General features: G+C 72.2%; 20 protein-coding genes and 1 pseudogene. 14 read left to right on the plus strand and 7 right to left on the minus strand.

Annotated elements, in window-relative coordinates; genetic code table 11:
- Positions 1 to 56 precede the first annotated feature (56 nt).
- Positions 57 to 998: an aminoglycoside phosphotransferase family protein gene (locus tag ACFWYS_RS22860; RefSeq protein WP_384771882.1), complete on the plus strand. Its 942-nt coding sequence runs from the start codon at positions 57 to 59 to the stop codon at positions 996 to 998.
- Between the two features lie 111 nt (positions 999 to 1,109).
- Here the strand turns inward: ACFWYS_RS22860 and treZ are convergent, their stop codons facing one another.
- On the minus strand, positions 1,110 to 2,855 hold the full coding sequence (gene treZ / locus ACFWYS_RS22865) for a malto-oligosyltrehalose trehalohydrolase (RefSeq protein WP_384771885.1): 1,746 nt from the start codon (positions 2,853 to 2,855) through the stop codon (positions 1,110 to 1,112).
- A 185-nt stretch (positions 2,856 to 3,040) separates the two neighbouring features.
- Here treZ and ACFWYS_RS22870 point away from each other — a divergent pair, with 185 nt between their 5' ends.
- The 3 genes from ACFWYS_RS22870 (at position 3,041) to ACFWYS_RS22880 (ending at position 5,585) form a co-directional block, all read left to right on the plus strand.
- Complete coding sequence (locus tag ACFWYS_RS22870) at positions 3,041 to 3,592, plus strand: FHA domain-containing protein (RefSeq protein ID WP_384771888.1); 552 nt, start codon at positions 3,041 to 3,043, stop codon at positions 3,590 to 3,592.
- A gap of 107 nt (positions 3,593 to 3,699) precedes the next feature.
- Entirely contained in the window at positions 3,700 to 5,070 is a 1,371-nt protein-coding gene (locus ACFWYS_RS22875) for a M14 family zinc carboxypeptidase (RefSeq protein WP_384771891.1), read from the plus strand.
- Positions 5,067 to 5,585, plus strand: a complete 519-nt coding sequence (locus ACFWYS_RS22880) for an SSI family serine proteinase inhibitor (protein ID WP_384771893.1) — start codon at positions 5,067 to 5,069, stop codon at positions 5,583 to 5,585. Before ACFWYS_RS22875 ends, ACFWYS_RS22880 begins: the two co-directional genes overlap by 4 nt.
- Positions 5,586 to 5,695: 110 nt before the next feature.
- Here ACFWYS_RS22880 and ACFWYS_RS22885 read toward each other — a convergent pair whose 3' ends face one another.
- Together ACFWYS_RS22885 and treY are read right to left on the minus strand one after the other, a co-directional pair.
- Positions 5,696 to 6,946 (minus strand): M14 family zinc carboxypeptidase, encoded by a 1,251-nt coding sequence (locus ACFWYS_RS22885; RefSeq protein WP_384772084.1) that lies wholly within the window; start codon positions 6,944 to 6,946, stop codon positions 5,696 to 5,698.
- Between the two features lie 407 nt (positions 6,947 to 7,353).
- Positions 7,354 to 9,714, minus strand: coding sequence for a malto-oligosyltrehalose synthase (gene treY / locus ACFWYS_RS22890; RefSeq protein WP_384771896.1), 2,361 nt, complete (start codon positions 9,712 to 9,714; stop codon positions 7,354 to 7,356).
- A gap of 81 nt (positions 9,715 to 9,795) precedes the next feature.
- On the opposite strand from treY, the gene ACFWYS_RS22895 reads away from it, so the two are divergent.
- Positions 9,796 to 11,142 carry an MFS transporter gene (locus ACFWYS_RS22895; RefSeq protein WP_384771899.1) on the plus strand — a complete coding sequence of 449 codons (1,347 nt, stop codon included), beginning with the start codon at positions 9,796 to 9,798 and terminating at the stop codon, positions 11,140 to 11,142.
- Here ACFWYS_RS22895 and glgX read toward each other — a convergent pair.
- On the minus strand, positions 11,139 to 13,313 hold the full coding sequence (gene glgX, locus ACFWYS_RS22900; RefSeq protein ID WP_384771901.1) for a glycogen debranching protein GlgX: 2,175 nt from the start codon (positions 13,311 to 13,313) through the stop codon (positions 11,139 to 11,141). The two genes, ACFWYS_RS22895 and glgX, sit on opposite strands and share 4 nt — an antisense overlap.
- Positions 13,314 to 13,496: 183 nt before the next feature.
- On the opposite strand from glgX, the gene ACFWYS_RS22905 reads away from it, so the two are divergent.
- The 4 genes from ACFWYS_RS22905 (at position 13,497) to ACFWYS_RS22920 (ending at position 17,880) form a co-directional block, all read left to right on the plus strand.
- Positions 13,497 to 14,306, plus strand: coding sequence for a Tat pathway signal sequence domain protein (locus ACFWYS_RS22905; protein WP_384771904.1), 810 nt, complete (start codon positions 13,497 to 13,499; stop codon positions 14,304 to 14,306).
- 64 nt (positions 14,307 to 14,370) lie between these two features.
- A complete protein-coding gene (locus ACFWYS_RS22910; protein WP_384771907.1) occupies positions 14,371 to 15,699 on the plus strand; it encodes a copper amine oxidase in 1,329 nt (442 codons plus the stop codon).
- Positions 15,700 to 15,802: 103 nt separating this feature from the next.
- Positions 15,803 to 17,041: an SAV2148 family HEPN domain-containing protein gene (locus tag ACFWYS_RS22915; RefSeq protein ID WP_384772087.1), complete on the plus strand. Its 1,239-nt coding sequence runs from the start codon at positions 15,803 to 15,805 to the stop codon at positions 17,039 to 17,041.
- A 101-nt stretch (positions 17,042 to 17,142) separates the two neighbouring features.
- Positions 17,143 to 17,880, plus strand: a complete 738-nt coding sequence (locus ACFWYS_RS22920; protein WP_384771910.1) for a 3'-5' exonuclease — start codon at positions 17,143 to 17,145, stop codon at positions 17,878 to 17,880.
- A 205-nt stretch (positions 17,881 to 18,085) separates the two neighbouring features.
- On the opposite strand, the gene ACFWYS_RS22925 is transcribed toward ACFWYS_RS22920, so the two are convergent.
- Both ACFWYS_RS22925 and ACFWYS_RS22930 read right to left on the minus strand, forming a co-directional pair.
- Positions 18,086 to 18,598, minus strand: coding sequence for a YbaK/EbsC family protein (locus ACFWYS_RS22925; protein WP_384772089.1), 513 nt, complete (start codon positions 18,596 to 18,598; stop codon positions 18,086 to 18,088).
- Positions 18,599 to 18,675: 77 nt separating this feature from the next.
- Positions 18,676 to 19,561 (minus strand): annotated as a pseudogene (locus tag ACFWYS_RS22930) (DMT family transporter); the annotation flags it as partial.
- A 94-nt stretch (positions 19,562 to 19,655) separates the two neighbouring features.
- Between ACFWYS_RS22930 and ACFWYS_RS22935 the strand changes: the two are divergent.
- On the plus strand, positions 19,656 to 20,594 hold the full coding sequence (locus tag ACFWYS_RS22935; protein ID WP_384771913.1) for a LysR family transcriptional regulator: 939 nt from the start codon (positions 19,656 to 19,658) through the stop codon (positions 20,592 to 20,594).
- Entirely contained in the window at positions 20,578 to 20,712 is a 135-nt protein-coding gene (locus ACFWYS_RS22940; protein ID WP_384771916.1) for a hypothetical protein, read from the plus strand. Before ACFWYS_RS22935 ends, ACFWYS_RS22940 begins: the two co-directional genes overlap by 17 nt.
- A 25-nt stretch (positions 20,713 to 20,737) precedes the next feature.
- Here the strand turns inward: ACFWYS_RS22940 and ACFWYS_RS22945 are convergent, their stop codons facing one another.
- Complete coding sequence (locus ACFWYS_RS22945) at positions 20,738 to 21,604, minus strand: phosphotransferase enzyme family protein (protein ID WP_384771919.1); 867 nt, start codon at positions 21,602 to 21,604, stop codon at positions 20,738 to 20,740.
- A gap of 111 nt (positions 21,605 to 21,715) precedes the next feature.
- Here ACFWYS_RS22945 and ACFWYS_RS22950 point away from each other — a divergent pair, with 111 nt between their 5' ends.
- Genes ACFWYS_RS22950 through ACFWYS_RS22960 form a run of 3 tightly spaced genes read left to right on the plus strand, consistent with a single transcriptional unit; the run spans position 21,716 to position 24,794 of the window.
- The gene (locus ACFWYS_RS22950; protein ID WP_384772092.1) at positions 21,716 to 22,642 is read left to right on the plus strand and encodes a carbohydrate ABC transporter permease; all 927 of its coding nucleotides are present in this window, start codon (positions 21,716 to 21,718) and stop codon (positions 22,640 to 22,642) included.
- A gap of 32 nt (positions 22,643 to 22,674) precedes the next feature.
- Positions 22,675 to 23,508, plus strand: a complete 834-nt coding sequence (locus tag ACFWYS_RS22955; RefSeq protein ID WP_384771922.1) for a carbohydrate ABC transporter permease — start codon at positions 22,675 to 22,677, stop codon at positions 23,506 to 23,508.
- Positions 23,508 to 24,794, plus strand: a complete 1,287-nt coding sequence (locus ACFWYS_RS22960) for an ABC transporter substrate-binding protein (protein WP_384771925.1) — start codon at positions 23,508 to 23,510, stop codon at positions 24,792 to 24,794. Before ACFWYS_RS22955 ends, ACFWYS_RS22960 begins: the two co-directional genes overlap by 1 nt.
- Positions 24,795 to 24,865 lie beyond the last annotated feature (71 nt).

A 24,865-nucleotide genomic window follows, 5' to 3' on the forward strand; every position in this document is an offset into this window, starting at 1 on the left:
CGACCGATCCCGGAGCAAGGAGCCCCCTTAGACCCCCGAGCGACAGCGGCGCGACCATGACCCAGGCACCGACACCCACCGCGGACACCGTCCGCCGGCTGGTCCGTTCCCTGCTCAAGGACGGTGTGGCCGACTCGGCCGGACCCGAGGTGCGCCCCGCCTCCCCGGGCGCCGAGCCCGCCACCTGGTGGGTCGGTACCCGCCATGTGCTGCGCCTCGCCCCCGACCGTGCGGCCGCCGTCCGCCAGCGCCGCGAGCTGCGCCTGCGCGACCTCGTGCGCCCGCACGTCCCGGTCGCGGTGCCGACGAGTGTCGCGTACGGGGAGTGGGCGTCCGGGCTGACCTACACCCTGGACACCAAGGTGCCCGGCGGTGCGGGCGCACAGCACGACGTGTCCGCCGTCGGAGAGGCCGACCTGGCCGGGCTGCTCACGGGGCTGCGCGAGATTCCGGTACGGCAGGCGGAGACGCTCGGTGTGCCGCGCGCCGCCCCGCGCTCCCTGGAGGCCCTGCGCCGGTCCGCCGACCATGCCGCCGGGCGCCTCGCCGCCGCCGACGAGTTCGACGCGGCGCGGATGCGCCAGCTGACCCAGCCCGCCGCCGTGCAGCTCGCGGCCCAGCCCGGCACCGCGGTCCTCGTCCACCACGCCCTCACCGCCGACCACCTCGTCGTCAGCGCCGACGGCCGGGTGCGCGGCGTCCTCGGCTGGGCCGACACCGTCGTCGGCGACCCGGCCGAGGACATCGCCGGCCTGGCGCTCGCCGTCGGCTCCCCGGCCGCCGTCCGCGCCGCCACCCTGGCCGGCTACGGCGCCCGCCCCTGTCTGCGCGGCCTCTGGCTCGCCCGCTGCGACGCGGTCGCCCACCTCGCGGACCGCCTCGACGGCAAGGGCGAGGCCCCCCTCTCGCTGCTGAGGGCACAACTGCGACACGCCTGGGAGGCGATCCTGCTGGAGCGCGTGACGGAGCTCAGGGAGGACGACGACGGGGAGCTCTAGACGAGGAGCACTGGACGAGGAGTCCTGGACGAGGAGTCCTGGACGGGGAGCTCTGGACGAGGACGCCGAGCCTTGGTGCCGCGCGCCCGGCCGGGGATGCGACACAGGCTCTCAGCCCTGCAACAGCACCACGCTCGACTCCCCGGGCACCTGCAGCACGCCGTCCGCGCCCGGCGCCTCCACCGGCTCCCACGCCGCCAGTACGGCCGCCTTGCGCGGCCCCAGCGGGATCGCCGCGGGTTCTTTGGCGAGGTTGACGGCCACCCGTACGTCGCCGCGACGGAAGGCGAGCCAGCGCTCCTGCTCGTCGTAGGCCACCTTGGTGTCGGCGAGGTCGGGATCGGTGAGGTCGGGCTGCGCGTGGCGCAGGGCGATGAGGCGGCGGTACCAGTCGAGCACGCGCGCGTGGGGCTCGGCGTCGAGCTCGGACCAGTCGAGGCAGGAGCGCTCCCGGGTCGCCGGGTCCTGCGGGTCGGGCACGTCCTCCTCGGCCCAGCCGTGCGCCGCGAACTCCCGCCGTCTGCCGCGCCGTACCGCCTCGGCGAGCTCCGGGTCGGTGTGGTCGGTGAAGAACTGCCAGGGTGTGCTCGCCGCCCACTCCTCGCCCATGAACAGCATCGGCGTGAAGGGCGCGGTCAGCGTCAGCGTGGCCGCGCAGGCCAGCAGACCGGGGGAGAGCAGACTCGCGAGCCGGTCGCCCTGGGCCCGGTTGCCGACCTGGTCGTGGGTCTGGCTGTAGCCGAGGAGGCGGTGCGCCCCCACGCGCGTGCGGTCCAGGGGGCGGCCGTGGCGCCGGCCCCGGAAGCTGGAGTACGTGTCGTCGTGGAAGTAGCCGCCGGCCAGGGTCTTGGCGAGGCCCGCCATGGGGGCGCGGGCGAAGTCGGCGTAGTAGCCCTGGGACTCGCCGGTCAGCGCGGTGTGCAGGGTGTGGTGGAAGTCGTCGTTCCACTGGGCGTGCAGCCCGAGCCCGCCCTCCGCGCGCGCGGTGATGAGCCGGGGGTCGTTGAGGTCGGACTCGGCGATCAGGTACAGCGGCCGGCCCAGGTCCGTGGCCAGGGCGTCGACGGCCGTCGACAGCTCCTCCAGGAAGTGGCACGCGCGTGTGTCCGCCAGCGCGTGCACGGCGTCCAGGCGCAGCCCGTCGATCCGGTAGTCCCGCAGCCAGGCCAGCGAGCTCTCCACGAGATAAGCGCGCACCTCGTCCGAGCCGGGCGCGTCCAGGTTGACGGCGGCGCCCCAGGGCGTCTGATGGGTGTCCGTGAGGTAGGGGCCGAAGACCGGCAGGTAGTTCCCGGACGGGCCGAAGTGGTTGTGCACGACGTCGAGGACCACGCCCAGGCCCAGCTCGTGCGCCCGGTCGACGAAGCGTTTCAGCGCCTCGGGTCCGCCGTACGGCTCGTGCACGGCCCACAGCGAGACGCCCTCGTAGCCCCAGCCGTGCCGGCCGGGGAAGGGGCTCAGGGGCATCAACTCGACGTGGGTGACGCCCAGTTCAACGAGATGTCCGAGCCGCTCGGCGGCCGCGTCCAGTGTGCCCTCACGCGTGTACGTGCCCACGTGCAGCTCGTACAGCACCGAGCCGGGCAGGGGCAGGCCCGCCCACTCGGTGCGCCACTCGTACGGCGCGTGGTCGACGACCGCGCTCAGCCCGTCCGGGCCGTCCGGCTGCCGGCGGGAGCGCGGGTCGGGCAGCACGGGACCGTCGTCGAGCGCGAAGCCGTACCGTGTCCCGTCCCGCGCGTCCGCCTCCCCGCACCACCATCCCGCGCGATCTGGATCGCGCTCCAACGCGCGCGTGGCGCCCTCGCAATGGAGCGTCACACGGTCGGCCTGCGGTGCCCACACCTCGAACTGCACGGACGGTTCCCCTTCGTCTGCTCACCGTGATGTAGCCCGTCCATGGTGCTTCAAACGTGATCAATCCGCTTTTGAATCATCCCTTTTGCGACGGGTGTCGCGGCCGGTCCCGTCGAGCACGTGCGGGTGGCCGCCGTTTCCGCGTTTTCTGGACACCGCGGGTTCACTGACCGACAATCAGCACCGTGACGTCGTCCTTCGAGTTCAACACGTACCCCGCGCGGCTCTCCGACGCGGAGCGCGACAAGGCGCTGAAGGTGCTGCGTGACGGCGTCGCCATGGGCCGGCTGTCACATGACACGTTCGTGCGACGCATGGAACTCGCTCTGGCCGCCCGCCGCGCCGACGAGCTCGCCGTACTCACCGCCGACCTGCCCGTCGAGAGCCGTGTGTCACGCCTGGTCTTCGGCACCGTCGAGGCGATCTCGGGCTTCACCGTACGGCTGCGCAGGGCCTGGCAGTCCGAGCGGCTGCCCAAGCTGCTGCTGCCCCACCCCGCGACCGGCCATCCGCTGCGCATAGGGCGTGACCCCGCCAACGGGCTGCGGCTGACCCACGAGACGGTGTCCCGGGTGCACGCCGAACTGAGCCACCAGTGCGGCCTGTGGGTCCTGCGCGACCTCGGCTCAACCAACGGCACCACGGTGAACGGCCGCCGCGTCATCGGGGCCGTCGTGGTCCGCGAGGGCGACCAGATCGGCTTCGGCCGGATGTCGTTCCGGCTCGCCGCGCACTGACCCGAACCGCCCCAAATCCCTTTGACCTTCCGTGGTGTTGACGTAGTCGTCAACTCGTGACTGACTGTGCGTACACCATGCACATCAGGTGAATCGACGGCACCACATTGTGGAGGTGTGCCCTGCCGCCACTCCTCCGCTATCCGACCGTCGACGAGCTCGGTGCCCGGGCGGCCGCACTCGTCGCCCGCCGCCCCCGTGACGCGCGACTGCGCCGGGTGGGGACCTCCCGGGCCGGCACGCCCATGTGGCTGCTGTCCGTCGGCCACGGCAGCCGTCAGGCCCTGATCGTGGCCGGCCCGCACGCCAACGAACCGGTGGGCGGCGCGACCGTACTGCGACTGGCCGAGCGGGTGCTCGCCGACCCCCGGCTGCACGAGGGCGCCGACGCCACCTGGAACCTGCTGCTGTGCCTGGACCCCGACGGCCTGCGCCGGAACGAGGGCTGGCTGCACGGCCCGTACGCCCTCGGCGGCTACTTCCGGCACTTCTTCCGGCCCGGCTTCCTGGAACAGCCCGAGTGGCTGCCCGACGGCGCGGCCGCCGTCACCCTGCCCGAGACCCGCACCCTGCTCGAACTCCAGGACGAACTGCGGCCCTTCCTCCAGTGCTCCCTGCACGGCGTCGACGTCGGCGGCGGCTTCGTCGAGCTGACCCACGACCTGCCCGGCCTCGCCCAGCGCGTCGCGCACTGCGCCACCCGCCTCGGCATCCCGCGCGAGCTCGGCCCCTACGACACCCTGTACTGGCCGGAACTGGGACCCGCCGTCTACCGGATCCCCATGCCGCGCCGCGGCGATCTGGCCGCCGCCATCACCGAGGCGGCCGTCGAGTCGACATGGTTCCATCCGCACCGGCACGGCACGGTCACGGCGGTCGTCGAGGCCCCGATGTGGGGTGTGGCCGCGGTGGAGGACGGCGCTCCGCCCGCCGATGAGGAAACGGTCCTGCGCGTGGTGAGCCACACGCTGCGCCACGACACCCGGCTCCTGGAGCGGCTGTTGGAGCGGCTGCGCCCCCACCTTCCGGCCGGACCGGAGACGGCCCGGCTGCTCGCCCCGGTGGACGACTATTTACTGGTCTGCCCCGGGCTCGCCGACACCTGGGACCCCGACATCCCGGTCACCGGCGGCGCCCGCCCCCTCCCGCCGCTCAGCAGCGCCCATCTGGCCGCCCTGCGCATCGCCGGGCGGCGCCTGGCCCTGCGCACGGCCGGGCTGCTGCACCAGCTCGTGACGGGCGCGGGGCGTGACCCGGCCGGAGTGATGCCGGAGCTGGAGGGGCTCCTGGACCAGTGGTGCGACGACTACCGCGACGGCTGCGGGGCGCGCTGGATACCGGTCGCGCGGCAGGTGGAGTACCAGTCGCGGGTGGTGCTCGCCACGTTCGAGCTCGCCGGACGGTACGCGCCCGCGTGCTCCCGTTCGGGTGAGTCGGGGTGGAATGCCGGGGCCGCCGTGCCGATGCATCGGGAATGACGCATTCCCACCCGAGGCGCTCCCTCACTGAACACACTCGCGCGGCGAAAGCGGTCCGGGCCGGTCTGTCGGCCGCCGCAGCCCTCCTGGTCCTCGGCACCGTGCCGGCCCTCGCGGCGGCTCAGGAGCCGCTCCGGGAACCCGGTCCGGCCAACTGGCTCTTCCTCACGATCACCCCCGGCGACGGCGGACGTGGCGACACGCGCGGCGACGGCGGACAGAACGGCACGCGCGGCGAGGGCGGCCACAGCCGCGGCATCCTCCTCACCTGCGACCCGCCCCAGGGCCACGACCGTGCGGTCGAGGCCTGTGCACAGCTCGCCAAGGTGGACGGCGACATCAGCCGGCTCCAGCGGCTCCAGTCCGACAACACCTTCTGCACGATGATCTACGCGCCGGTCACCGCCCACGCGCGCGGGACATGGGGCGGACGGCCGGTCGAGTACCGGGAGACCTTCTCCAACTCCTGCGCGCTGGCCGCGCGGACCGGCTCGGTGTTCACGATGGACAGCTGACCCGGACGGCCCACACGGCCGCCCGAGCCCTCGTACATCCGTCGGTGAGTTCATGCGCGCATGGAGGACGGCGTCGCGCTCACGCGCGCGTGGCGCCGTCCTGCCGCACCTCACGCCGCGCGGTCCCGGGCGTGGAGCGCCGCCGCGACGACCGTGCGGGACTGGTGCTCGACCTGGTGCTCCAGGGGCACCCAGCGGGCGCGGAAGCGTTCGGTGAAGGCGTCGCTCCAGGTCGCCACGAGGTGTTCGAGGCGCGGCGCCGCACGGTCGTCGGCCTCCTGAAGGACGCGCAGCAGCATGGCCGCCGCCCGCAGCGGCAGCCGGCGCCCGAAGGCGTCCACGCTCCCGACGTACGCCATGGTGTCGTCGGCGGGCGCTGTGTGGATCCAGTCGGCGGCCAGTCCCGGCACCAGCTCCAGCGCCCACTTCGCGGCCCGCAACAGGGGTCCGTCGACACCGTCCAGACGGGGGAGCGCCTCGCCGAGCACCCGCTCCACCTCCAGCGCGTCCCGCCGCAGCCGGGTCCCCAGCCGCCGCATCGCCCTGGCCGGGGCCGGATGCGGAGCCGGGTCGTCCACCAGGTCGCTCGCCCACATCGGCACCTCGACGACCGCGGTCAGACCGCCGTAGCGATGCACGTGGTACCAGGTGCTGCTGCGCGCGTCGTCCGGCATGCTCGGATACGCCGCCCCCGCGCCCGGCGACGGCATGACATGCACCCCGGGTCCGGCCGCGGGCCAGCCCGCCGCGTCCGAGGCCCCGGTCTCCACCGGGATGTGCAGCTCGGCGGCGGACTTCGCGAACGGCTCGGCGAGCCCGGGGACGTCCTTCGTCAGTTGCACCCAGCTGCCGCCCAGGTCGGTGCCGTGCAGGGTCACCTGGAGGTAGGGGCGCAGTTCGTCGATGACCCGGGTCAGCGCGCGCGTCTCCGGCGGCAGCCGGTCGGCGGGCAGCGCGGCCGGTGCCCATTCCGGCTGTTCCGAGGCCGCCGGCCGGAAGAAGCCCAGGTGGTACTCGAACAGGCTCCGGGGCGCCGGGGTGGTGTGCAGGCTCGCCCCGTCGGGGTCCGCGCACAGCAGGAAGTGCCAGGAGATGTCGGCCCGTAAGTCCCGGTCGTGCAGGACGCGTTCGGCGACGGCGAGGAGGGTGGCGCTGCCCGTCGGTTCGTTGGCATGGGCGCCCGCCACCACCAGGACCGCGTGTCGGGCGTGACCGATGGAGAGCAGGAGCAGCGGTCTGCCGCCCCGGGAGGTGCCCACCTGTCTCAGCGTGCACAGGCCGGGCCGGTGAGCGGCCAGGGCACGGGCGGACAGGACGAGTTCGGCAAGGGTGGGGTAGCGCAGCTCCGGCAGGAGACTCACCCCCGTCATGTCCGCCCTGCTTCGCAATCCGCAGTACCCCACGGTCTCGTTGACGTGTCAAGGACTTCACGGGGGAGGCGCCAGGGGGCGCCCAGTTGCATTCACCGCCGACGGGCGGGGGCCGTCGGACTCGGCGGCAGCGCGACCCCGCCCTGCCGCTCCACGAGGTTGTCCCACGCACCCCACGAGTCACGGAACGAGGCGCGTTCCCAACCGGTCACCTCCCCGCCGACCACCGGCAGACACCGGAGGCCCGGCCGTGCGGCGCAAATCGGCCCGCGCCACCACACGCCCGCCATCGGACACGAGCCCCCGGAGCGTGCGCGGGTACGAGCCGGTCGCCGGCGGGAGGGTACGGCGCGCGGTGCAGCCCTACACGCCGGGCGAGCGCGCCCCTTCGCCCACGCCTACGGCTGCTCCTCGCCGACCCGCTCCAGCAACGCCACCGGCAGCCGCTCGAAAAGCTCCTCCACGCGCGCGTGCCCGGTGAACTCCCGCTCCGGAGCCAGCACATCGGCCCACCGCCCCGGCGGCAGCAGCAGCAGCGTGTCGCGCCAGCCGCCCGCCCGGGCCAGCCGCAGTGACAGCCGGGTCACGGCGGTCACCACCTCCCCGGAGCGCACGAAGGCGGCGCAGTGCGCGGCAGCCGGGCCATCGGCGGACAAGGGCGTGTACGACGCCGAGTCGCCGAACACGGCGGGGCGCCGCCCGCGCAGCCGCAGTGCCGCCGCGGTCACCGCCCCTTTCTCGCCCGGAGCCTCGTGCGGGAACCGCACGGCCCGCCGGTTGTCCGGGTCCACCAGCGCCCGGTACTCGCCCTCGGTGCCCTGGTAGACGTCCGGGACGCCCGGCATGGTCAGCTGGGCCAGGGCCATGCCCAGCATGTTCGCCCGGATGTGCGGCTCCAGGCCGCCGCGGAAGGCGGCCACACGCTCGCCCGGCGCCCCGCAGGGCCCCGCCGCGACGAACGCCGCCACCGCCTCCTCGTACGGCGGCTCCTGCTCCGTCCAGCTGGTGAAAAGGCCGGCCTCGCGCACATGCTTCAGCAGCGCACCCTGAACGCGCTCCACGTCCGGCTCGCCCAGCGCGAACACCGTCTGCCAGGCGGCCCACGCCACTTGCGCGTCCGGCACGCCTTCGCCGTCGCGCGTCACCTCGGCCAGGACGTCCGCCCAGCGCTCCGGGCACTCGGTGAGCACGGCCAGCGCGGCCCGTACGTCGGCGCTGCGTTTGGTGTCGTGCGTCGACGCGACGGTCCCGGTCAGCGGCCAGTCGCGCTGCACGCGCGCGCAGTAGGCGTGGAACTCGTCCGGCGAGACCGCGGGACTTCCCGGGTTGCCGCCCACCTCGGTCGCCGACAGCAGCGGCACATAGCGGTAGAACGCCGTGTCCTCCACGGACTTGGCCCGCAGCGCCGACGCCGTCTGCGCGAACCGAGTCCGGAACTCCACGTGCTCCGGTCCGTCACCGGCCCGCCCGAGCACCAGGTCGCGCACCACGTCGACCGCACCGGCCTCCTCGGGCACCACGAAGGCGAGCCGGGCCTGCGCGGCGGCCTCCTCGGTGACCACGCGGGCCGCGTCACCGGAGGCGTACGGCCGGTAGACCTCCAGCCGGACGAGGAGCTCCTGCAGCGCGGTGCGCAGCGCCCAGGGCGCCCGGTCGCGCAGCGCGGGCTCCGGGGACGTGGCGCACACCCGGCTCGCCACCCGCGTCAGCCGGTCGATCTCCGCGGCCAGCTCGTGCGTGAGCACCTTGTACGCCGCCCGCCGCACCGTCGCCTCCCAGTCGCCGCCGCGGTCCGTCTGAGGGGCCGCGAACCGCCGGTACTGGCCGAGGAGTTCCCCGAACCCCGCCGGGTCGGTGAAGAGGCCGTCCACGTGCCGCAGGGCGTCGTATCCGGTGGTGCCCGCGACGGGCCAGGAGGCCGGCAGGTGCTCACCGTCCGACAGGATCTTCTCCACGACCGTCCAGCGCCCGCCGGTCGCCTCGTTCAGGCGCCGCAGATACCCGTCGGGGTCGGCGAGCCCGTCGGGATGGTCGATGCGCAGCCCGTCGATCACGCCCTCGTGGACCAGCTGGAGGATCTTCGCGTGCGTGGCCTCGAACACCTCCGGGTCCTCGACCCGCACCCCGATCAGCTCCGAGATGCTGAAGAACCGCCGGTAGTTGAGCTCGGTACGCGCCAGCCGCCACCACACCGGCCGGTACCACTGGGCGTCCAGCAGCTGCGGCAGCGGCAGTTCCCCGGTGCCCTCGCGCAGCGGGAACACCTGGTCGTAGTAGCGCAGGACATCGCCGTCCACCTCCAGACGGCCGAGCTCCTCGCCCACCGGATGCCCCAGCACCGGCAGCAGCACCTGGCCGCCCTGCGCCTCCCAGTCGATGTCGAACCAGCGCGCGTACGGCGACTTGGGCCCCTCGCGCAGCACCTCCCACAGGGCGTGGTTGTGGCGCGGGGCCATGGCCATGTGGTTCGGCACGATGTCCGCCACCAGGCCCAGCCCGTGCTCGCGCGCGGTGCGCGCCAGCGCGCGCAGCCCCTCCTCACCGCCCAGTTCCTCGCGCACGCGCGCGTGATCCACGACGTCATAGCCGTGCCCCGACCCGGGGACGGCCTCCAGGACGGGGGACAGATGCAGATGCGAGACGCCGAGCGAGGCCACGTACGGCACGGCCGCCGCGGCGGCCCCGAACGGGAACGCGGGCTGCAGCTGCAGCCGGTAGGTGGCGGTCGGCACCATCGGGTCAGGTCGCTCAGGTGTCATGGAAACCTACGTACCCGCCCCACCGCGCTTCGTGTCATCGTCCCCTCCACGCGGGCCCGCGTGCGTGCCTAGCTTCGAGGGATGAGGAAGACGGGGGTCACGGGACGACGCGGCGCGCTGCGGACCTACCGCGAGGTGATCGGCCTGACCGGGCCGCTGCTGCCGGTCATGTCCTTCCTGGCGCGGCTGCCGACCGCCACCATCCAGTTCGGCAGTGTGCTGCTGGTCGCCCGGACGAGCGGCTCCCTGGCGGCCGCGGGGCTGACCGGCGGCGCGCTCGCGGTCGGGCAGGTGGCCTGTGGCCCGCTGGTGGGCCGACTGGCCGACCGGCACGGCCAGCGGACGGTCGTGCTCGCCTTCTCCCTCGCCAACGCCCTCGCGATCGTCTGGCTGGTCGCCGGGGCGCTCGCGGGGCTGTCCACGGCTGTCCTGGCGGCACTGGGAGCGGCGGCCGGGGCCACGGTCCCGCAGATCGGGCCCATGGCCCGGGCCCGTCTGGTCGCTCTCGCCCGCCGGTCCGGGGCCCGCGAGACGACCGTGGGCGCCGCGCTCTCCTTCGAGAGCACCCTGGACGAGATCTCCTTCGTCCTGGGGCCCGCCCTGGTCGGCCTGGCGGCGGTGGTGTCCCAACCGGCGTACGCGCTGGGCGGGGCGGCGGTGCTGGTGGCCCTGTGCGGCAGCGGCTTCGCGCTGCATCGGACCGCTGCCGTGCCGATGTCCCGGGAACGACGCACCGGGCCCATGTCCCGGGAACGAGGCACCGGCCCCGCCCCGACACGCATCCCCCGCCCCGTCCACGCCCTCCGCACCGCCCTGGCCCTCCAGGGCGCCATGTTCGGCGCCTGCCAGGCCGGCATCACCGCCCTCACCCAGCGACTCGGCCAACCGGATCAGGCGGGGCTCGTGTACGCCGCCATGGGAGTGATGAGCTCCGTCGCGGGCCTCTCCATGGCCGCGCTGCCGGCCCGCATCGCACTCGTCGCACGCTGGCGGACGGCCACCGCGGCCGCGTGCGCGCTGTCCCTGCCCCTGCTGTGGACCGACAGCCTCCCCGCGCTCTACGCCACGGTCACCGTCCTCGGCATCGCCTACGCCCCGCACCTGATCACGGTGTTCGGCCTGACCGAGCGCGTGGTGCCGCCCGCGCGGCTCGCCGAGGCGATGGCGTTCGCGACGAGTGCCCTCGTCGGCGGGCAGGCACTGGCGGTCGCCGTCACCGGGCGTCTGGCCGAGTCGTACGGCCCGGCGGCCGCGTTCGCGGCGGCGAGCCTGGTGGCCGCACTCGCCTGCGCGATCGCGCTGACGGCGCGCCCGGCGTCGTACACCGCACGCGCCGCCGAAACGGACCTCCACGCGCGTGTGCCCGACGGGGACGGGACCGAGCAGGCGCGCACCCACACCCGGTCCGCGCCCTCCGCACCGTCCTAGACCGGGCGCTGCAACACCGTCAGGCTCCGGTCCACCAGCGTCAACCGGTCCCCGGCCTGCACCTTCGTGCCCGTCCCCGGCGGCACCCCGTCCGTGCGGGCGGTGTCGACGACCACCTGCCACTGGCGGCCGTGGTTGACCGGCACGACGAAGTCGAGCGTCTTGGGCGAGGCGTTGAACATCAGCAGGAACGAGTCGTCCGAGATGCGCTCCCCGCGTGAGCCCGGCTCCGAGATCGCGTTGCCGTTGAGGAACACCGTCAGTGCCGACGCCTGCGCCCGGTCCCAGTCCCGCTGGGCCATCTCGTTGCCCTGCGGAGTGAACCAGGCGATGTCCGACAGGTCGTCGTGGGTGCCCTCCACGGGGCGCCCGTGGAAGAAGCGCCGCCGCCGGAAGACCGGATGGTCCCGCCGCAGCCACACCATCGCGCGCGTGAAGGCGAGCAGCTCGCGGGGCAGCCCGGCCGCGCCCTCGTCGTCCGAGCCGTCCTCCTCGTTCAGCTCGCCCTGCCCGTTCTCCCCGGCCTGCGGCCAGTCGACCCACGCCAGCTCGCTGTCCTGGCAGTACGCGTTGTTGTTGCCGCGCTGTGTGCGCGCGAACTCGTCGCCGTGGCTGATCATCGGCACGCCCTGGGACAGCATCAGCGTGGCGATGAAGTTGCGCATCTGGCGGGCCCGCAGCGCCAGCACGTCCGGGTCGTCGGTGTCGCCCTCCGCGCCGCAGTTCCAGGACCGGTTGTGGCTCTCGCCGTCCCGGTTGTCCTCGCCGTTGGCCTGGTTGTGCTTGTCGTTGTACGAGACGAGGTCGTGCAGGGTGAACCCGTCGTGGCAGGTCACGAAGTTGATGGAGGCCAGCGGGCGCCGCCCGTCGTCCTGGTACAGGTCGGACGAGCCCGTCAGCCGGGACGCGAACTCCGCCAGCGCGCGATGCTCACCCCGCCACAGGTCCCGTACGGTGTCGCGGTACTTGCCGTTCCACTCGGTCCACAGCGGCGGGAAGTTGCCCACCTGGTAGCCGCCCTCGCCCACGTCCCACGGCTCGGCGATCAGCTTCACCTGGGAGACCACCGGGTCCTGCTGCACCAGGTCGAAGAACGACGACAGCCGGTCCACCTCGTGGAACTGGCGCGCCAGGGTGGCCGCGAGGTCGAAGCGGAAGCCGTCGACATGCATCTCGGTGACCCAGTAGCGCAACGAGTCCATGATCAGCTGCAGGACGTGCGGGGACCGCATGAGCAGCGAGTTCCCGGTCCCGGTGGTGTCCATGTAGTAGCGCGGGTCGTCCGTCAGCCGGTAGTACTGCGCGTTGTCCAGGCCCCGGAACGACAGCGTGGGGCCCAGGTGGTTGCCCTCGGCCGTGTGGTTGTAGACCACGTCGAGGATGACCTCGATGCCTGCCTCGTGCAGCGCCCGCACCGCCGACTTGAACTCCAGGACCTGCTGGCCGCGGTCGCCCCAGGAGGCGTACGCGTTGTGCGGGGCGAAGAAGCCGATCGTGTTGTAGCCCCAGTAGTTGTTCAGGCCCATGTCGACCAGCCGGTGGTCGTTCACGAACTGGTGGACCGGCATCAGCTCCAGCGCCGTCACGCCCAGCTCGGTGAGGTGCTCGATGACCGCCGGGTGCGCGAGGGCGGCGTAGGTGCCACGCAGCTCCTCCGGCAGCCCCGGGTGACGCATCGTCAGGCCCTTCACATGGGCCTCGTAGATCACCGTGTGGTGGTACTCGGTGCGCGGGCGGCGGTCGTCGCCCCAGTCGAAGTACGGGTTGACCACGACCGACGACATCATGTGCGGCGCCGAGTCCAGGTCGTTGCGCCGCTCAGGTTTGTCGAAGTGGTAGCCGTACACCTCCTCGCCCCAGCGGATCGAGCCGCTGACCGCCTTGGCGTACGGGTCGAGCAACAGCTTCGCGGAGTTGCAGCGCTGGCCGTGCTCGGGGGCGTACGGGCCGTGCACCCGGAACCCGTACCGCTGCCCGGGCATGACGCCCGGCACGTACGCGTGCCGCACGAACGCGTCGCTCTCCCGCAGTTCCACCGCCGTCTCCGAGCCGTCGTCGTGCAGCAGACACAGCTCTACTCGGTCCGCGGCCTCCGTGAAGACCGCGAAGTTCGTGCCGGCGCCGTCGTAGGTGGCACCGAGTGGATATGCCTCTCCAGGCCAGACCTGCATGGATACGACTCTTTCAGCTGGAGCGCGCCGTCGGGGGCGCCTTGGCGTCGAGTGTCCCCGAAAGTGATGGAACCACCTATGACTTACGTCCCTCTTATCGATCGACCAGTGCATACGCGGTATGCCGAACCAGTGGGGCAATCACGTACTCCCGGGGGCTCAGGGGAGTAGGGGGAGGAAGATGTGCGCAAGATAGTGCACCGCCATCTGGGCAAGGTGGTGGCCGGTGCGGCCATAGCGGTGGCCGGAACCGCCGTGATGGTCGGGATCACACTGCCGGGGACGGCAGGGGCCGACACGACGGGGGGGACCAACGGCAGCGGTCAGTCCGCCCAGCAGGCGGCGCAGGGGCAGGACAGCGCAGCCGTGCAGCCCGGCGTCGTCGAGCAGGCGCCGGCCGAGGGCGAGCGGGGCAAGGGCAATGACCCGCTGACCGACGACGAGATCACGCGGGTCGAGAAGCTCGCGGTGAACCGGCAGCTGATCGACGGCAGCGAGAACGTCAGGGGCGCGCGCGGCCCGCAGCGGATCGACGTCCAGCTCGCCGAGCCGGAGGCCGACGAGGTCGACGACGCGAGCGCTCCCCGGCGCGCCGATGTGACGGTCTACGACTACCGGGACGACACCCTCGTCACCAAGACCGTCAACCTCGACACGGGCAAGGTCGAGCAGACCGCCACCCAGCACGGAGTCCAGCCGCCACTGAGCCTCGCCGAGCAGAACGAGGCCGCCAAGCTGCTGATCGCCGATCCGCTGGGCGCCGACCTCAAGGCGGACTACAAGGACGCCACCGGCAAGGAGCTCACCTCCCCGGACCAGCTGCAGCTGAGCAGCATGGTGTACCGGGCCGCTCCGGGCGGGTCGGCAGCGGTCGAGAAGTGCGGCGAGCACCGCTGCACCCGACTGTTCCCGAAGATCAAGAACGGCTCGTGGATCGACGCCCGGGACTTCGTGATCGATCTGAGCGCCCGCAAGGTGATCCGCCTCGGCTGAGCCAGGCCGGCCGACCTCCGTTCACTTTTCCAACTCGCACCTCCTGTAAGGGAGTCACCTCTTCATGCGCGTCAACAGAATCAGCCGTGCTCGCAGAGGGGCGGCCTTCGGCCTGTCCCTGGCCGCGCTGGCCGCCGGTGCGACGACCGGAGCGGGACCGGCCGCCGCCCAGCCGAAGTCGGCCGCCGCCCCGGCCCCCAACTGCAGCGCGGCCTACCGCATCGAACAGAAGCTCTCCACCGGTACCACCTGGCGCATGTGCTGGCGCTTCAACAGCACGTCCGGGGTCGTCCTGGAGGACATCTCCTACCAGCCGCCCGGCGAGGCCCAGCCGATCAAGGTCCTCAACCAGGCCAAGCTCGCCCAGATCCATGTGCCGTACGACGACGGCGACGCCGAGTACAACGACGTCACCGAGTACAACTTCGGCAACGGCCTGCTGAACCTGAAGCCCGCCGAATGCCCGGGCGGCACCATCAAGACCGTCAAGGTCCGCGAGCCCATGTACTCCGCGTCCCAGGACGTCAAGGGCCTGTGCGCCACGACGCGTTCGCGCGGCCACGCGTACCACCTGCAGACCGAGCCCTTGAACGGCGGCATCGGCAAGACCTACCAGGCCCAGGGCAAGGACCTGCTGCTCTACACCATCAACAAGGTGAGCTGGTACGAGTACATCACCGAGTGGCGGTTCCAGGACGACGGCACCCTCACCATGAACGTCGGCGCGACCGGCAGCCTCGCCCCCGAGGACTACGACTCCGGTGACGGCCGCGGCTGGCCCATCGGCAAGGGCGCCAAGGACTACGCCGACAGCCACAGCCACAACGTCTTCTGGCGGCTCGACTTCGGCCTCGACGGCTCCTCCAAGACCCGCGTCGAGCAGTACGACTCGAAGGTCAGCCCGGCCGTGGGCGACCGGGGTCCGACCAACAAGACGACGCTCACCAAGGTCACCAAGGAACTCGCCGGCGACGCCAAGAACATGCGCTGGTGGCGGATGGTCAGCCAGTCGGGCAAGAACAAGGACGGGCACGCGCGCTCGTACGAGCTCGTTCCGGGCTCCACCACCAAGTACCCGGGCCGCCCCTTCACCGCGCACGACGTGTACTTCACCGAGTACAACAAGTGCGAGCAGTACGCCAGCGGCAACCTGGGCGCCTGCCCTGCCGGACACCCCAAGGACGTTGACAAGTGGGTCAACGGACAGTCCCTCACTCACCCCGTGGTCTGGATGAACGTGGGCTTCCACCACATCGTGCGGGACGAGGACCAGCAGCCGATGCCGGTCCACTGGCAGGGCTTCTCCATCGTCCCGCGTGACGTCACCGCTATGAATCCGCTCACTCCGGCCGACCTCAAGGGCATCAACGGGCACGTCGGCCGGGATAGTTGAGAAACGACCCTGTCCATCCGGCTGCACCGCCCACCGCTCCCGGAGTACCCTTCCTTGATCGTTGGGACGGGGAGTGCTCGGGGGAGCGGAAGGCGGTGCGCGGGTGGGCTCGGGAGGGCTGGAGTTGCCCCCTGGTGACGAGGGTCACGAGGGGAACTCCACAGAGGTCCCACCCGGCACGGTGTCCCTGGCCAGGCCTATGGAGACCAACTCCATCGGCCCGGAGCTGGACTGGGGCACCGACGCCTGGCGCGAGGTGCGTACGCGCGCCCAGCGGGCGGGCCGGGCCTACATCTGGCTGAACCTCGTCGAACAGCGGCTGCGCGCGGTCGTGGCCGCTGTTCTGCGTCCCATCTACGAGCCCGTCCACGGCGACGAGTGGGTGGTCGCCGCGGCCGGACCGGCGGGCCAGGAATGGGTGCAGCGCGCCGTCGCCGTACGCGAAGTCAGCCGCCGCAAGGGCTACTTGCTGGACCCGGCCGACGACAACGTCCTCAGCTTCCTCACACTGCCGCAGCTGCGCGAGCTGATGGTGCAGCACTGGCCGTGCTTCGAGCCCTACGTCGACGACCGCCGGGACGTCGAACTCGCCCTGGACGAGCTCGAAGTGACGCGCAACGTAGTCTCCCGCAACCGGGCCCTGTCCGAGGCGGTCCTGAACCAGGCCGAGCGGGCCTCGGCGCGGCTGCTGGAGGTCCTCGGTGGCGGCGGCGACGTGCCCTCCGCGCGCCGGCTGCCCATCGACGCCGTCGAGGACCTGGTCGGCGACCGGTACGCCGACGTGGTCGCCGTCCACCCCGACCGGGTACGGCTGCTGCGCCAGTTCCCGGCCGAGGACATCTTCGGCGGTGCCCGCAGGCTCGACGCCATCGGTATCGGCCTCAACCTGCTGGTGCAGAACTTCTCCGGGCGGCGCCTGGTGCGGCTCGCCGAGTCCGGGTGCCGGGTGCGGCTGCTGTTCCTGAACCCGGCCTCCAGCTCGGTCAAGCGGCGCGAGCGTGAACTCGGCATCAAGCGGGGCGAGCTGAGCCGTGCGGTCGAGATGAACATCCTGCACATGCGCCGGGTGCGGTCCCGGCTGCGCGACCCCGGCGCCTTCGAGATCCAGGTCTTCGACGAGACGCCCCGCTTCACGGCCTACCTCGTGGACGGCGACGGCTCCGACGGGATCGCGGTCGTGCAGACCTATCTGCGGCGGACACGAGGGCTGGAGGCACCGGTGCTGGTGCTGCGCAACGGCGCCAGGGTGGTCAAGTCGGACGAGATCGACGAAGGCGGGCTTTTCCCCACGTATCGCGAGGAGTTCGAGTTGATGTGGGCGGATTCGCGACCGGTGTCCTGAAGTGTCCGTCGGGTAAGCGGAATGCGGTCCTCTGATTGTCAGTGGCGCATGGGAAGGTGGAGACCACTGGGGGAACGCACCACCAAGAAGGGGGACCGCCCATGGGCTGGCACCGTGAGCTGCTGATCGGCTTCGACCTGGAGACGACCGGGACCGATCCGCGCGAGGCGCGCATCGTCACCGGCGCCGTGATCGAGGTCAGGGACGGGCAGCCCATAGGGCGCAAGGAGTGGCTGGCGGATCCGGGCGTGGAGATCCCGGCGGACGCGGTCGCGGTGCACGGCATCAGCAACGAACGCGCGGCCGCCGAGGGCCGCCCGGCCGACCAGGTGGCCGACGCCATCGCCGACGTCCTGGTCACCTACTGGAAGACGGGCGTGCCGGTCGTCGCCTACAACGCCGCCTTCGACCTGAGCCTGCTCTCCGCCGAACTGCGGCGGTACGGACTGCCGTCCCTGCGCGACCGCCTGGGCGGCATCGACCCCGCCCCGGTCATCGACCCCTACACCATCGACCGCTGGGCCGACCGCTACCGCCGCGGCAAGCGCAACCTCGAAGCGGTCTGCCGGGAGTACGGCATCGCCCTCGACGCCGCCCACGACGCCTCCGCCGACGCCCTCGCCGCCGCCCGGCTCGCCGGTGCGATAGCCGTCCGCCACCCCAAGATCGCGGCCCTCGGCCCGGCGGAACTGCACCGCCGCCAGATCGAGTGGTACGCCGAGTGGGCGGCGGACTTCCAGAACTTCCTGCGCCGCAAGGGCGACGCGACAGCGGTGATCGACAGCACGTGGCCGCTGCGGGAGCCGACGGGGGAGCCGGTGGGGGGCGAGGCGATCTGAGCCGAGAGCGGGCGGGCGGTGCCGCGTCCCGGCTGACGGGAGGGCAGCGGCCGTCTCGTTCCGGCGCGGGCGCGTCATCACGCTGATGCGGGGTGCCGTCCGTTATGGCCGCCGATGCGGGGCGTCCTCCGTCGCGCCGGTTCCGGGCGTCTCCACTACTCCGTTGCCGGGCGCGCTCTGTCCCGCCGTTGCCGGGCGCTCCCCGCTACGCCGATGCCGACGCCGCGATGTGCTCGATGCGGGGTTTGGCCAGTCGTTCGTAGTCGGCGCCCGAGATGAGGAGTGAGCGGTCGAGGCGGGCGGCGTTGAAGTACAGCTTGGGCTGGGCCAGGACGTCGGGGTCGGCGACGAGTTCGAGGTCGGGATCGAAGCTGAACGGCAGCACGGTGCCGGGCACCGCGTGGGCCAGCCGCTCGGCGGTCTCCGCGTCGCTGAAGCCGACGTAGCGCGCGGCGAACAGCGCCCGGACGGCGTCGAGGTCCACCTGTCGGTCTCCCGGGACGACGGCGAGGACGTGGCGCGTCGTGCGCCGGTCCACCTTGACCCGCAGCACGATGCACTTCGCGGCCTCGGAAGCCGGGTGTCCGCGCAGCGCGCAGACGGCCTCGGTGGCGCCTTCGGGGGCGTGGTCGATGAGGCGGTAGTCGACGGAGGAGGAGTCGAGCAGGGAGATCAGCTGGTCGTAAGTGGCGTGCTGGGTGGTGGGGTGCTCGGGCATGCGGAGTCCTTGTCGAGGTCGCGGTCGAGGTCGGGGCCAAGGGGGTGCTGGGGAGCAGGGAATCGGGGGGTCGGGGGGGCGGCGGTGGGCCCGTTCCACCGCCTGGCCCCAGTACGTGCCGGCGAGCATCAAGGCCGCGCCGACGCCGGTGAGCGGGGTGAGGTGGTCGGCACCGAGGGTCACGCCCACCGCGACCGCCCAGACCGGCTCGGTGCCCAGCAGCAGACTGGCCCTGCTGGCGGAGGTGTGCTGTACGGCCCAGGTCTGGGCGAGGAAGGCGAACACGCTGCAGAGCAGGGCGAGATAGACCAGTTGGGCCCAGGTGGCCGGGGCGGAGTGCCACAGCGTCGCCAGGTCGGGGGCCGCGAACGGCAGGAACAGGGCCGTGCCCACGAGGGTCTGCACGGTCGTCAGATGCAGCGGGCGGATCGCCCGCCCCGCGGTCAGGCGGCCGACGAGCGCGACATGCACCGCCCGGATCAGCGCGGCGCCCAGCATCAGCAGGTCTCCGAGACGGGGCTCGGCGAAGCCGTTGCCGGACATCAGCAGTCCGACGGCCAGGACACAGACAGCGGTCGCGGCGAAGAAGGAGGCGGGCAGTGCGCCGCGGTGGCCGCCGCGGTCGAGGAGCGGGGTGAGGACGATGGTCAGGCTGATGATGAGGCCGGCGTTGGCGGCGCTGGTGTGGGCGACGCCGTATGTCTCCACGAGCAGGACCGCCGCCTGGGTCAACCCCAGGGGCAGCCCCGTCCGGAGCTCGTCCCGCGTCCACCGGCGTGCCCCGCGCCGCCGCCCCGAGGCGACCAGGCCGAGACAGGCAAGCGTGGACAGGGCGTAGCGGGCGAACAGTACGAGCAGGACGGGAAGGGCGGCGGTGGCCGTCTGGGCGGACAGATAGCTGGAACCCCAGACGAGCGCGACAAGGAGGAGTACCGCATCGGTACGGCGGCGGGCGTCGGACACGCGTCCACGGTGCACCCGAGGGGACCCTGAAGCCCAGTACCACTTTCTTAAACGATCATTTAGCAGCCCTACATCATCGTCCTACACTGGCGCGATGGACGAACGGCAGCTGCGGATCCTGCGGGAGCTGGGCGAACTGGGCAGTGTCACGGCGGTCGCCGAGGCACTGCTGGTGACGCCGTCGGCGATCTCCCAGCAGCTGCGGCTGCTCCAGCGGTCGATCCCGGTGCCGCTCACCGAGCGGCAGGGGCGCCGGCTCGTGCTCACCGACGCCGGGCAGGCGCTGGCGGGCGCGGCCATCGAGGTGGAGACGGCGCTGGCGCGGGCGCGGCACACCGTCGAGGCGTTCGTGGAGCGGCCGGACGGGGAGGTGACGGTGGCGGCGTTCCACAGCGCGGCCGGCGCGTTCTTCCCGCCGTTGGTCGGTGCGCTGGCCGGTCCGGGCAGACCGGTGCCGATCCTGGCCGACGAGGACGTACCGCAGGAGGACTTCCCCCGGCTCACCCGGGAGTACGACATCGTCCTGGCCCACCGTCTGGAGCACGCCCCGCCGTGGCCGGACACGGTGGCCGCGACGACGTTGCTGCGTGAGCCGCTGGACGTGGCCATGCCCGTCGGTCACCCCCTTGCCGCCAAGCGCCGCGTCACCCCGCGTGACGTGGCCGACGAGCCCTGGATCACCGTGCACGACGGGTTCCCGGTGCTCGCGGTCATCGAGGCCGTCGCCGCCGCGGCCGGGCGGCGTCTCCGACTGGCCCATCGCATCAACGAGTTCACGGTGGCGGCCGAGGTCGTGGCGGCCGGGGGAGGCATTGCCCTGATGCCGCGCTGGACGATGCGTCCTCATCCCGCGCTCGTCCTCAGACCGCTGAGCGGGGTCCGGGCCAGACGCCACATCGACGCCCTCTATCGACCCGAACGCACGGCCAGGGCAGCCGTCCGTACGGTGCTGGCCGAGCTGCGCCGCGCCGCGGGAACCATCCAGGACCCGGGGTCCGTCGCTGCCGTGCCGCCTCGTGGTATGGACGGATGACGGGGGCGGGGGCAATCTGCTGCGCCTCATCCGGGGCGAGGCCGACACCCTCACCGGCCGCTACCTCACCTACGAGGACGACCTCACGGCCCTCGCCGCGGCCACCGGCGGGTCCTGACCCACCGACCGGAAGGACCGGAAACTCAGAACGGATACCACCGCACCTCCTCGTCCCCGTCCCGCAGCGACGCCACCCGCCGCTCGAACTCCGCCAGCGCCTCGGGGTTGCTCGGCGCGTGCTGCGCCACCCACGCACAACTCGCCGTCTCCCGCGCGCCGCGCAGCACCGAGCAGCCCTCCCACTCCCGCACGTCCCAGCCGTACGTCCCGACGAACGACCGGTAATCCGCCGCGGGCAGCCCGTACCGGTCCCGCGACAGCGCCATGACCACCAGGTCGTGCTCCCGCAGATCGAAGGAGAAGGTCTCCAGATCGACCAGCACCGGCCGCCCGTCCGCTCCCACATGCACATTGCGCGGCAGCGCGTCCCCATGGATCGGCCCCGGCTCCAGACGGGGCGTCAATCCCGCCGCTGCCGCCGCGAATCCATCCCGTCGCTCCCGCAGAAACGCCGCGTCCGCCGGATCGATCGCATCGCCCGCCAACCGCAGCCAGCGCTCCACCCCGCCCAGCAACTCCCGCGGCGGCAGCGGGAACGAGGGCGCGGGCAGGGCGTGCACGACCCGTAGCAGTTCGGCCAAATCCCGGGGCTCGGCGGGCCGTACCGGATCCGGCAGCCGGTGCCACACCGTCACCGGGTGCCCCTCCACCAGCAGCGCCCTCGGCTCGGCGGCCCGCACCGCGGACACGTCCGCCGCCTCCAGCCATACGGCGATGTCCAGTTCGCGCTCGGCCCGCTCCAGGAGCTCCGCGTCCCGGCCCACCTTGACGACCAGGTCATCGGCGGCGAACACCGCGTTCTCGCCCAGGGCGAGCAGTCGCGCGTCCCGCGTTGGTCCGGGCAGTACCCCCGCCGCGGCCAGTACGGCCCGTGCCCGTGCCTCGTCCATCGTCCGTCCGCCTCCGTGTCCCGCCCGGCCTGTTCGTTCCCGTCAGTGTTGCATTTCCACAGGTCGGACAGCGTGCGGGCGGCCTTCACGGGGTACGGCGTCTGCATGACCATGACGAGGCCGAGCCGTCCGGTGAGACGCCCGCCGGACGACAGGGAGCGGCGGCGCGGCACGGATCACGGCGCCTGGTTCCTCGTACTCCCCGCCCTGATCCCCATCCTGATCCTGAGCGTCGGACCGCTGCTCTACGGAATCCTGCTGGCCTTCACCGACGCCCAGTCCGGACGCACCGAACCGACCCGGTGGATCGGCGCGCTCAACTTCGGCGACCTGCTGCACGACTCCCTGTTCTGGGAGTCGTTCCGGATCGGCCTGGTCTGGGCGGTCGGTGTCACCGTGCCGCAGTTCCTGCTGGCGCTCGGCCTCGCCCTCCTGCTCAACGAGGACCTGCGGCTGCGCTGGCTGGCCCGCGCCCTGGCGATCATCCCGTGGGCCATGCCCGAGGTCGTCGTCGGCGTCATGTGGCGGCTGGTCTACAACCCCGACGCCGGCATCCTCAACGAGACACTCCGCGACCTGGGCCTCGGCGACGGCCGCGACTGGCTCAGCGGACTGTCCACCGCCCTGCCCGCCGTCATCGTCGTGGGCATCTGGGCCGGCATGCCCGTCACCACGGTCACCCTGCTCGCCGGACTGCAGAACACCCCGCGCGAACTCCACGAGGCCGCGGCCGTCGACGGCGCCGGAGCCTGGCGCCGCTTCCGCACGGTCACCTGGCCCGCGCTCCGGCCGGTCGCCCTCTCCATCACGGCCCTCAACCTGATCTGGAACTTCAACTCCTTCGCCCTGGTCTACGTCCTCACCAACGGCGGCCCCGGCGGCCGCACCCGCCTGCCCATGCTCTTCGCCTACGAAGAGGCCTTCCGCTACGGCCAGTTCGGCTACGCGGCCGCCATGGGATGTGTGATGGTCGCCGTCATCTCCCTCCTCCTCGCCGTCTTCCTGGTCGGACGGCTGCGGGGAGGTGGCGACGCATGAGCGCCGGCCGAGCCACGAGGACCAGCCGAGTCATGAGAACCAGCCGAACCGGCCGTATCGGCCAGTACGCCGCCCTGCTCGCCTACCTCCTCTTCCTCGTCTTCCCCTTCCTCTGGCTGATCTCCACCGCCTTCAAACCGCCCCGCGAGCTCGCCGACCTGCACCCCACCTGGATCCCGAAGGACCCCACCCTCGCCAACTTCCGCCAGGCCTTCGACGAACAGCCCCTCCTGCACGCCGCCCTCAACTCCCTGATCGCCGCGGTCGGCGCCGCCCTCGTCGCCGTACTCCTCGCGACCCCGATGGCGTACGTCATGGCCCGCCACCGCACCCGGCTCGCGCGGGCGGCGACCGGCTGGGTGGTCGTCAGCCAGGCGTTTCCGCTCGTGCTGGTGATCATCCCGCTGTTCCTGGTGCTGAAGAACCTGCGGCTGATCAACTCGATGCCGGGACTGATCATGGTGTACGTGGTGTGGGCGCTGCCGTTCGCGCTGTGGATGCTCGTCGGGTACGTCCGTGCCGTGCCGTCCGAGCTGGAGGAGGCGGCGGCCGTCGACGGGGCCGGACGGCTGCGCACCCTCGTCTCGGTGACCGCGCCGCTGCTGGCGCCGGGGATCGTGGCGACGGCGATGTTCGCGTTCGTCACGGCGTGGAACGAGTTCTTCTTCGCGCTCGTCCTGCTGAAGACCCCGGAGAAGCAGACCCTGCCGGTCGTCCTCACCCACTTCATCGGCGCGGAGGGCGTCGCGGACCTCGGCCCGCTGGCCGCCGCCGCGTTCCTCGCGACACTGCCCTCACTGGTCGTGTTCGCGGTCATCCAGCGACGGATCACGGGCGGCATGCTCACCGGGGCGGTGAAGAACTGATGCGTACGAGAGTGCTGTCGAGCCTGGTGGCCACCCTCACCCTGCTGCTCGCCGGGTGCAGCGGCGACGGCGGTGACACCGCGGGCGGCCCGATCACCCTCCGCTTCCAGTCCCTGGCCTGGCAGGAGGAGTCCGTCGAGGCCAACAAGGAGCTGGTCGAGGAGTGGAACGCGGCCCATCCGGACGTCAGGGTCGAGTACGTACAGGGCAGTTGGGACGGCGTCCACGACCAGCTGCTCACCTCCTTCGAGGGCGGTGAAGCGCCGGACATCATCCACGACGCCTCGGACGACCTCGCCGACTTCGCGTACGGCGGCTACCTCGCCGACCTGACCGACCTGCTGCCCCGGCGGCTCAAGTCCGACATCCCGCAGCGCAGTTGGGAGACGGCGACCTTCGGGGACGGGATCTACGGCGTGCCGTTCCTCCAGGAGCCGCGGGTGCTCATCGCCAACGCGACATGGCTGAAGGAGGCGGGCGTACGCATTCCCACTCCGGAACGCCCGTGGAGCTGGGCCGAGTTCAGGACGATCACCGAAGAGCTCAGCGGGGACGGCAGGTACGGCGTCGCCTGGCCGCTCAAGGAACCGGTCTCCGCCACCCTCAACCTGTCCCTCTCGTCCGGTGGACAGCTCTTCCACCGAGGCGCCGACGACAAGGTCACCGTCCGCTTCGAGACGCCCGACGAGGTCATGCCGCGCACCGTCCACGACCAGGCCAACATCGACCACAGCGCCTCGCCCACGACCCTCGGCAGCGGCGGCTCGGACACCCTGCCCGGCTTCTTCGGCGGCCGGTACGCGATGGTCCCGCTCGGCTTCTCCTACCGCCAGCAGATCGTGCAGCAGGCACCGAAGGGCTTCGACTGGCAGGTGCTGCCCGCCCCCGCGGGCGCCGACGGGCTCACCCAGGGCGTCAGCCCGCAGACCCTCTCCATCGCCGAGGACAGCCCGCACAAACGGGAGGCGGCCGAGTTCATCGACTTCCTGCTCCGCCCCGACAACATGGTGCGGCTCGCGCTGGGCGACTGGATGCTGCCCACCGGCACCGAGGCGCTCAAGGACCCGGCCCTGCACACCACCGAGAACGACTGGGCCACCGGCACCGCCCTCGCCGCACACCTGCGCTCGGCGCCCGCCCAGTCCGTACGCGGCTACCCGGAGTGGAAGGACAAGGTCGCCACGCCCGCCTTCCAGGAGTACTACAGCGGCGCCATCGACCTCGCCGAACTGCGCGAACGCCTGGAGGAGGACGGGAACCTGGTTCTGGCGCGCTACCAGCGCTGAGGGCCCGCACAAGGTGCCGGGCCAGCGAAACCAAGTTGCACGATACGTATCGTCTCGCATAGCCTCCCGGG

The organism is Streptomyces sp. NPDC059010, assembly GCF_042740355.1.
In the GTDB taxonomy this organism is placed as follows: Bacteria; Actinomycetota; Actinomycetes; order Streptomycetales; family Streptomycetaceae; genus Streptomyces.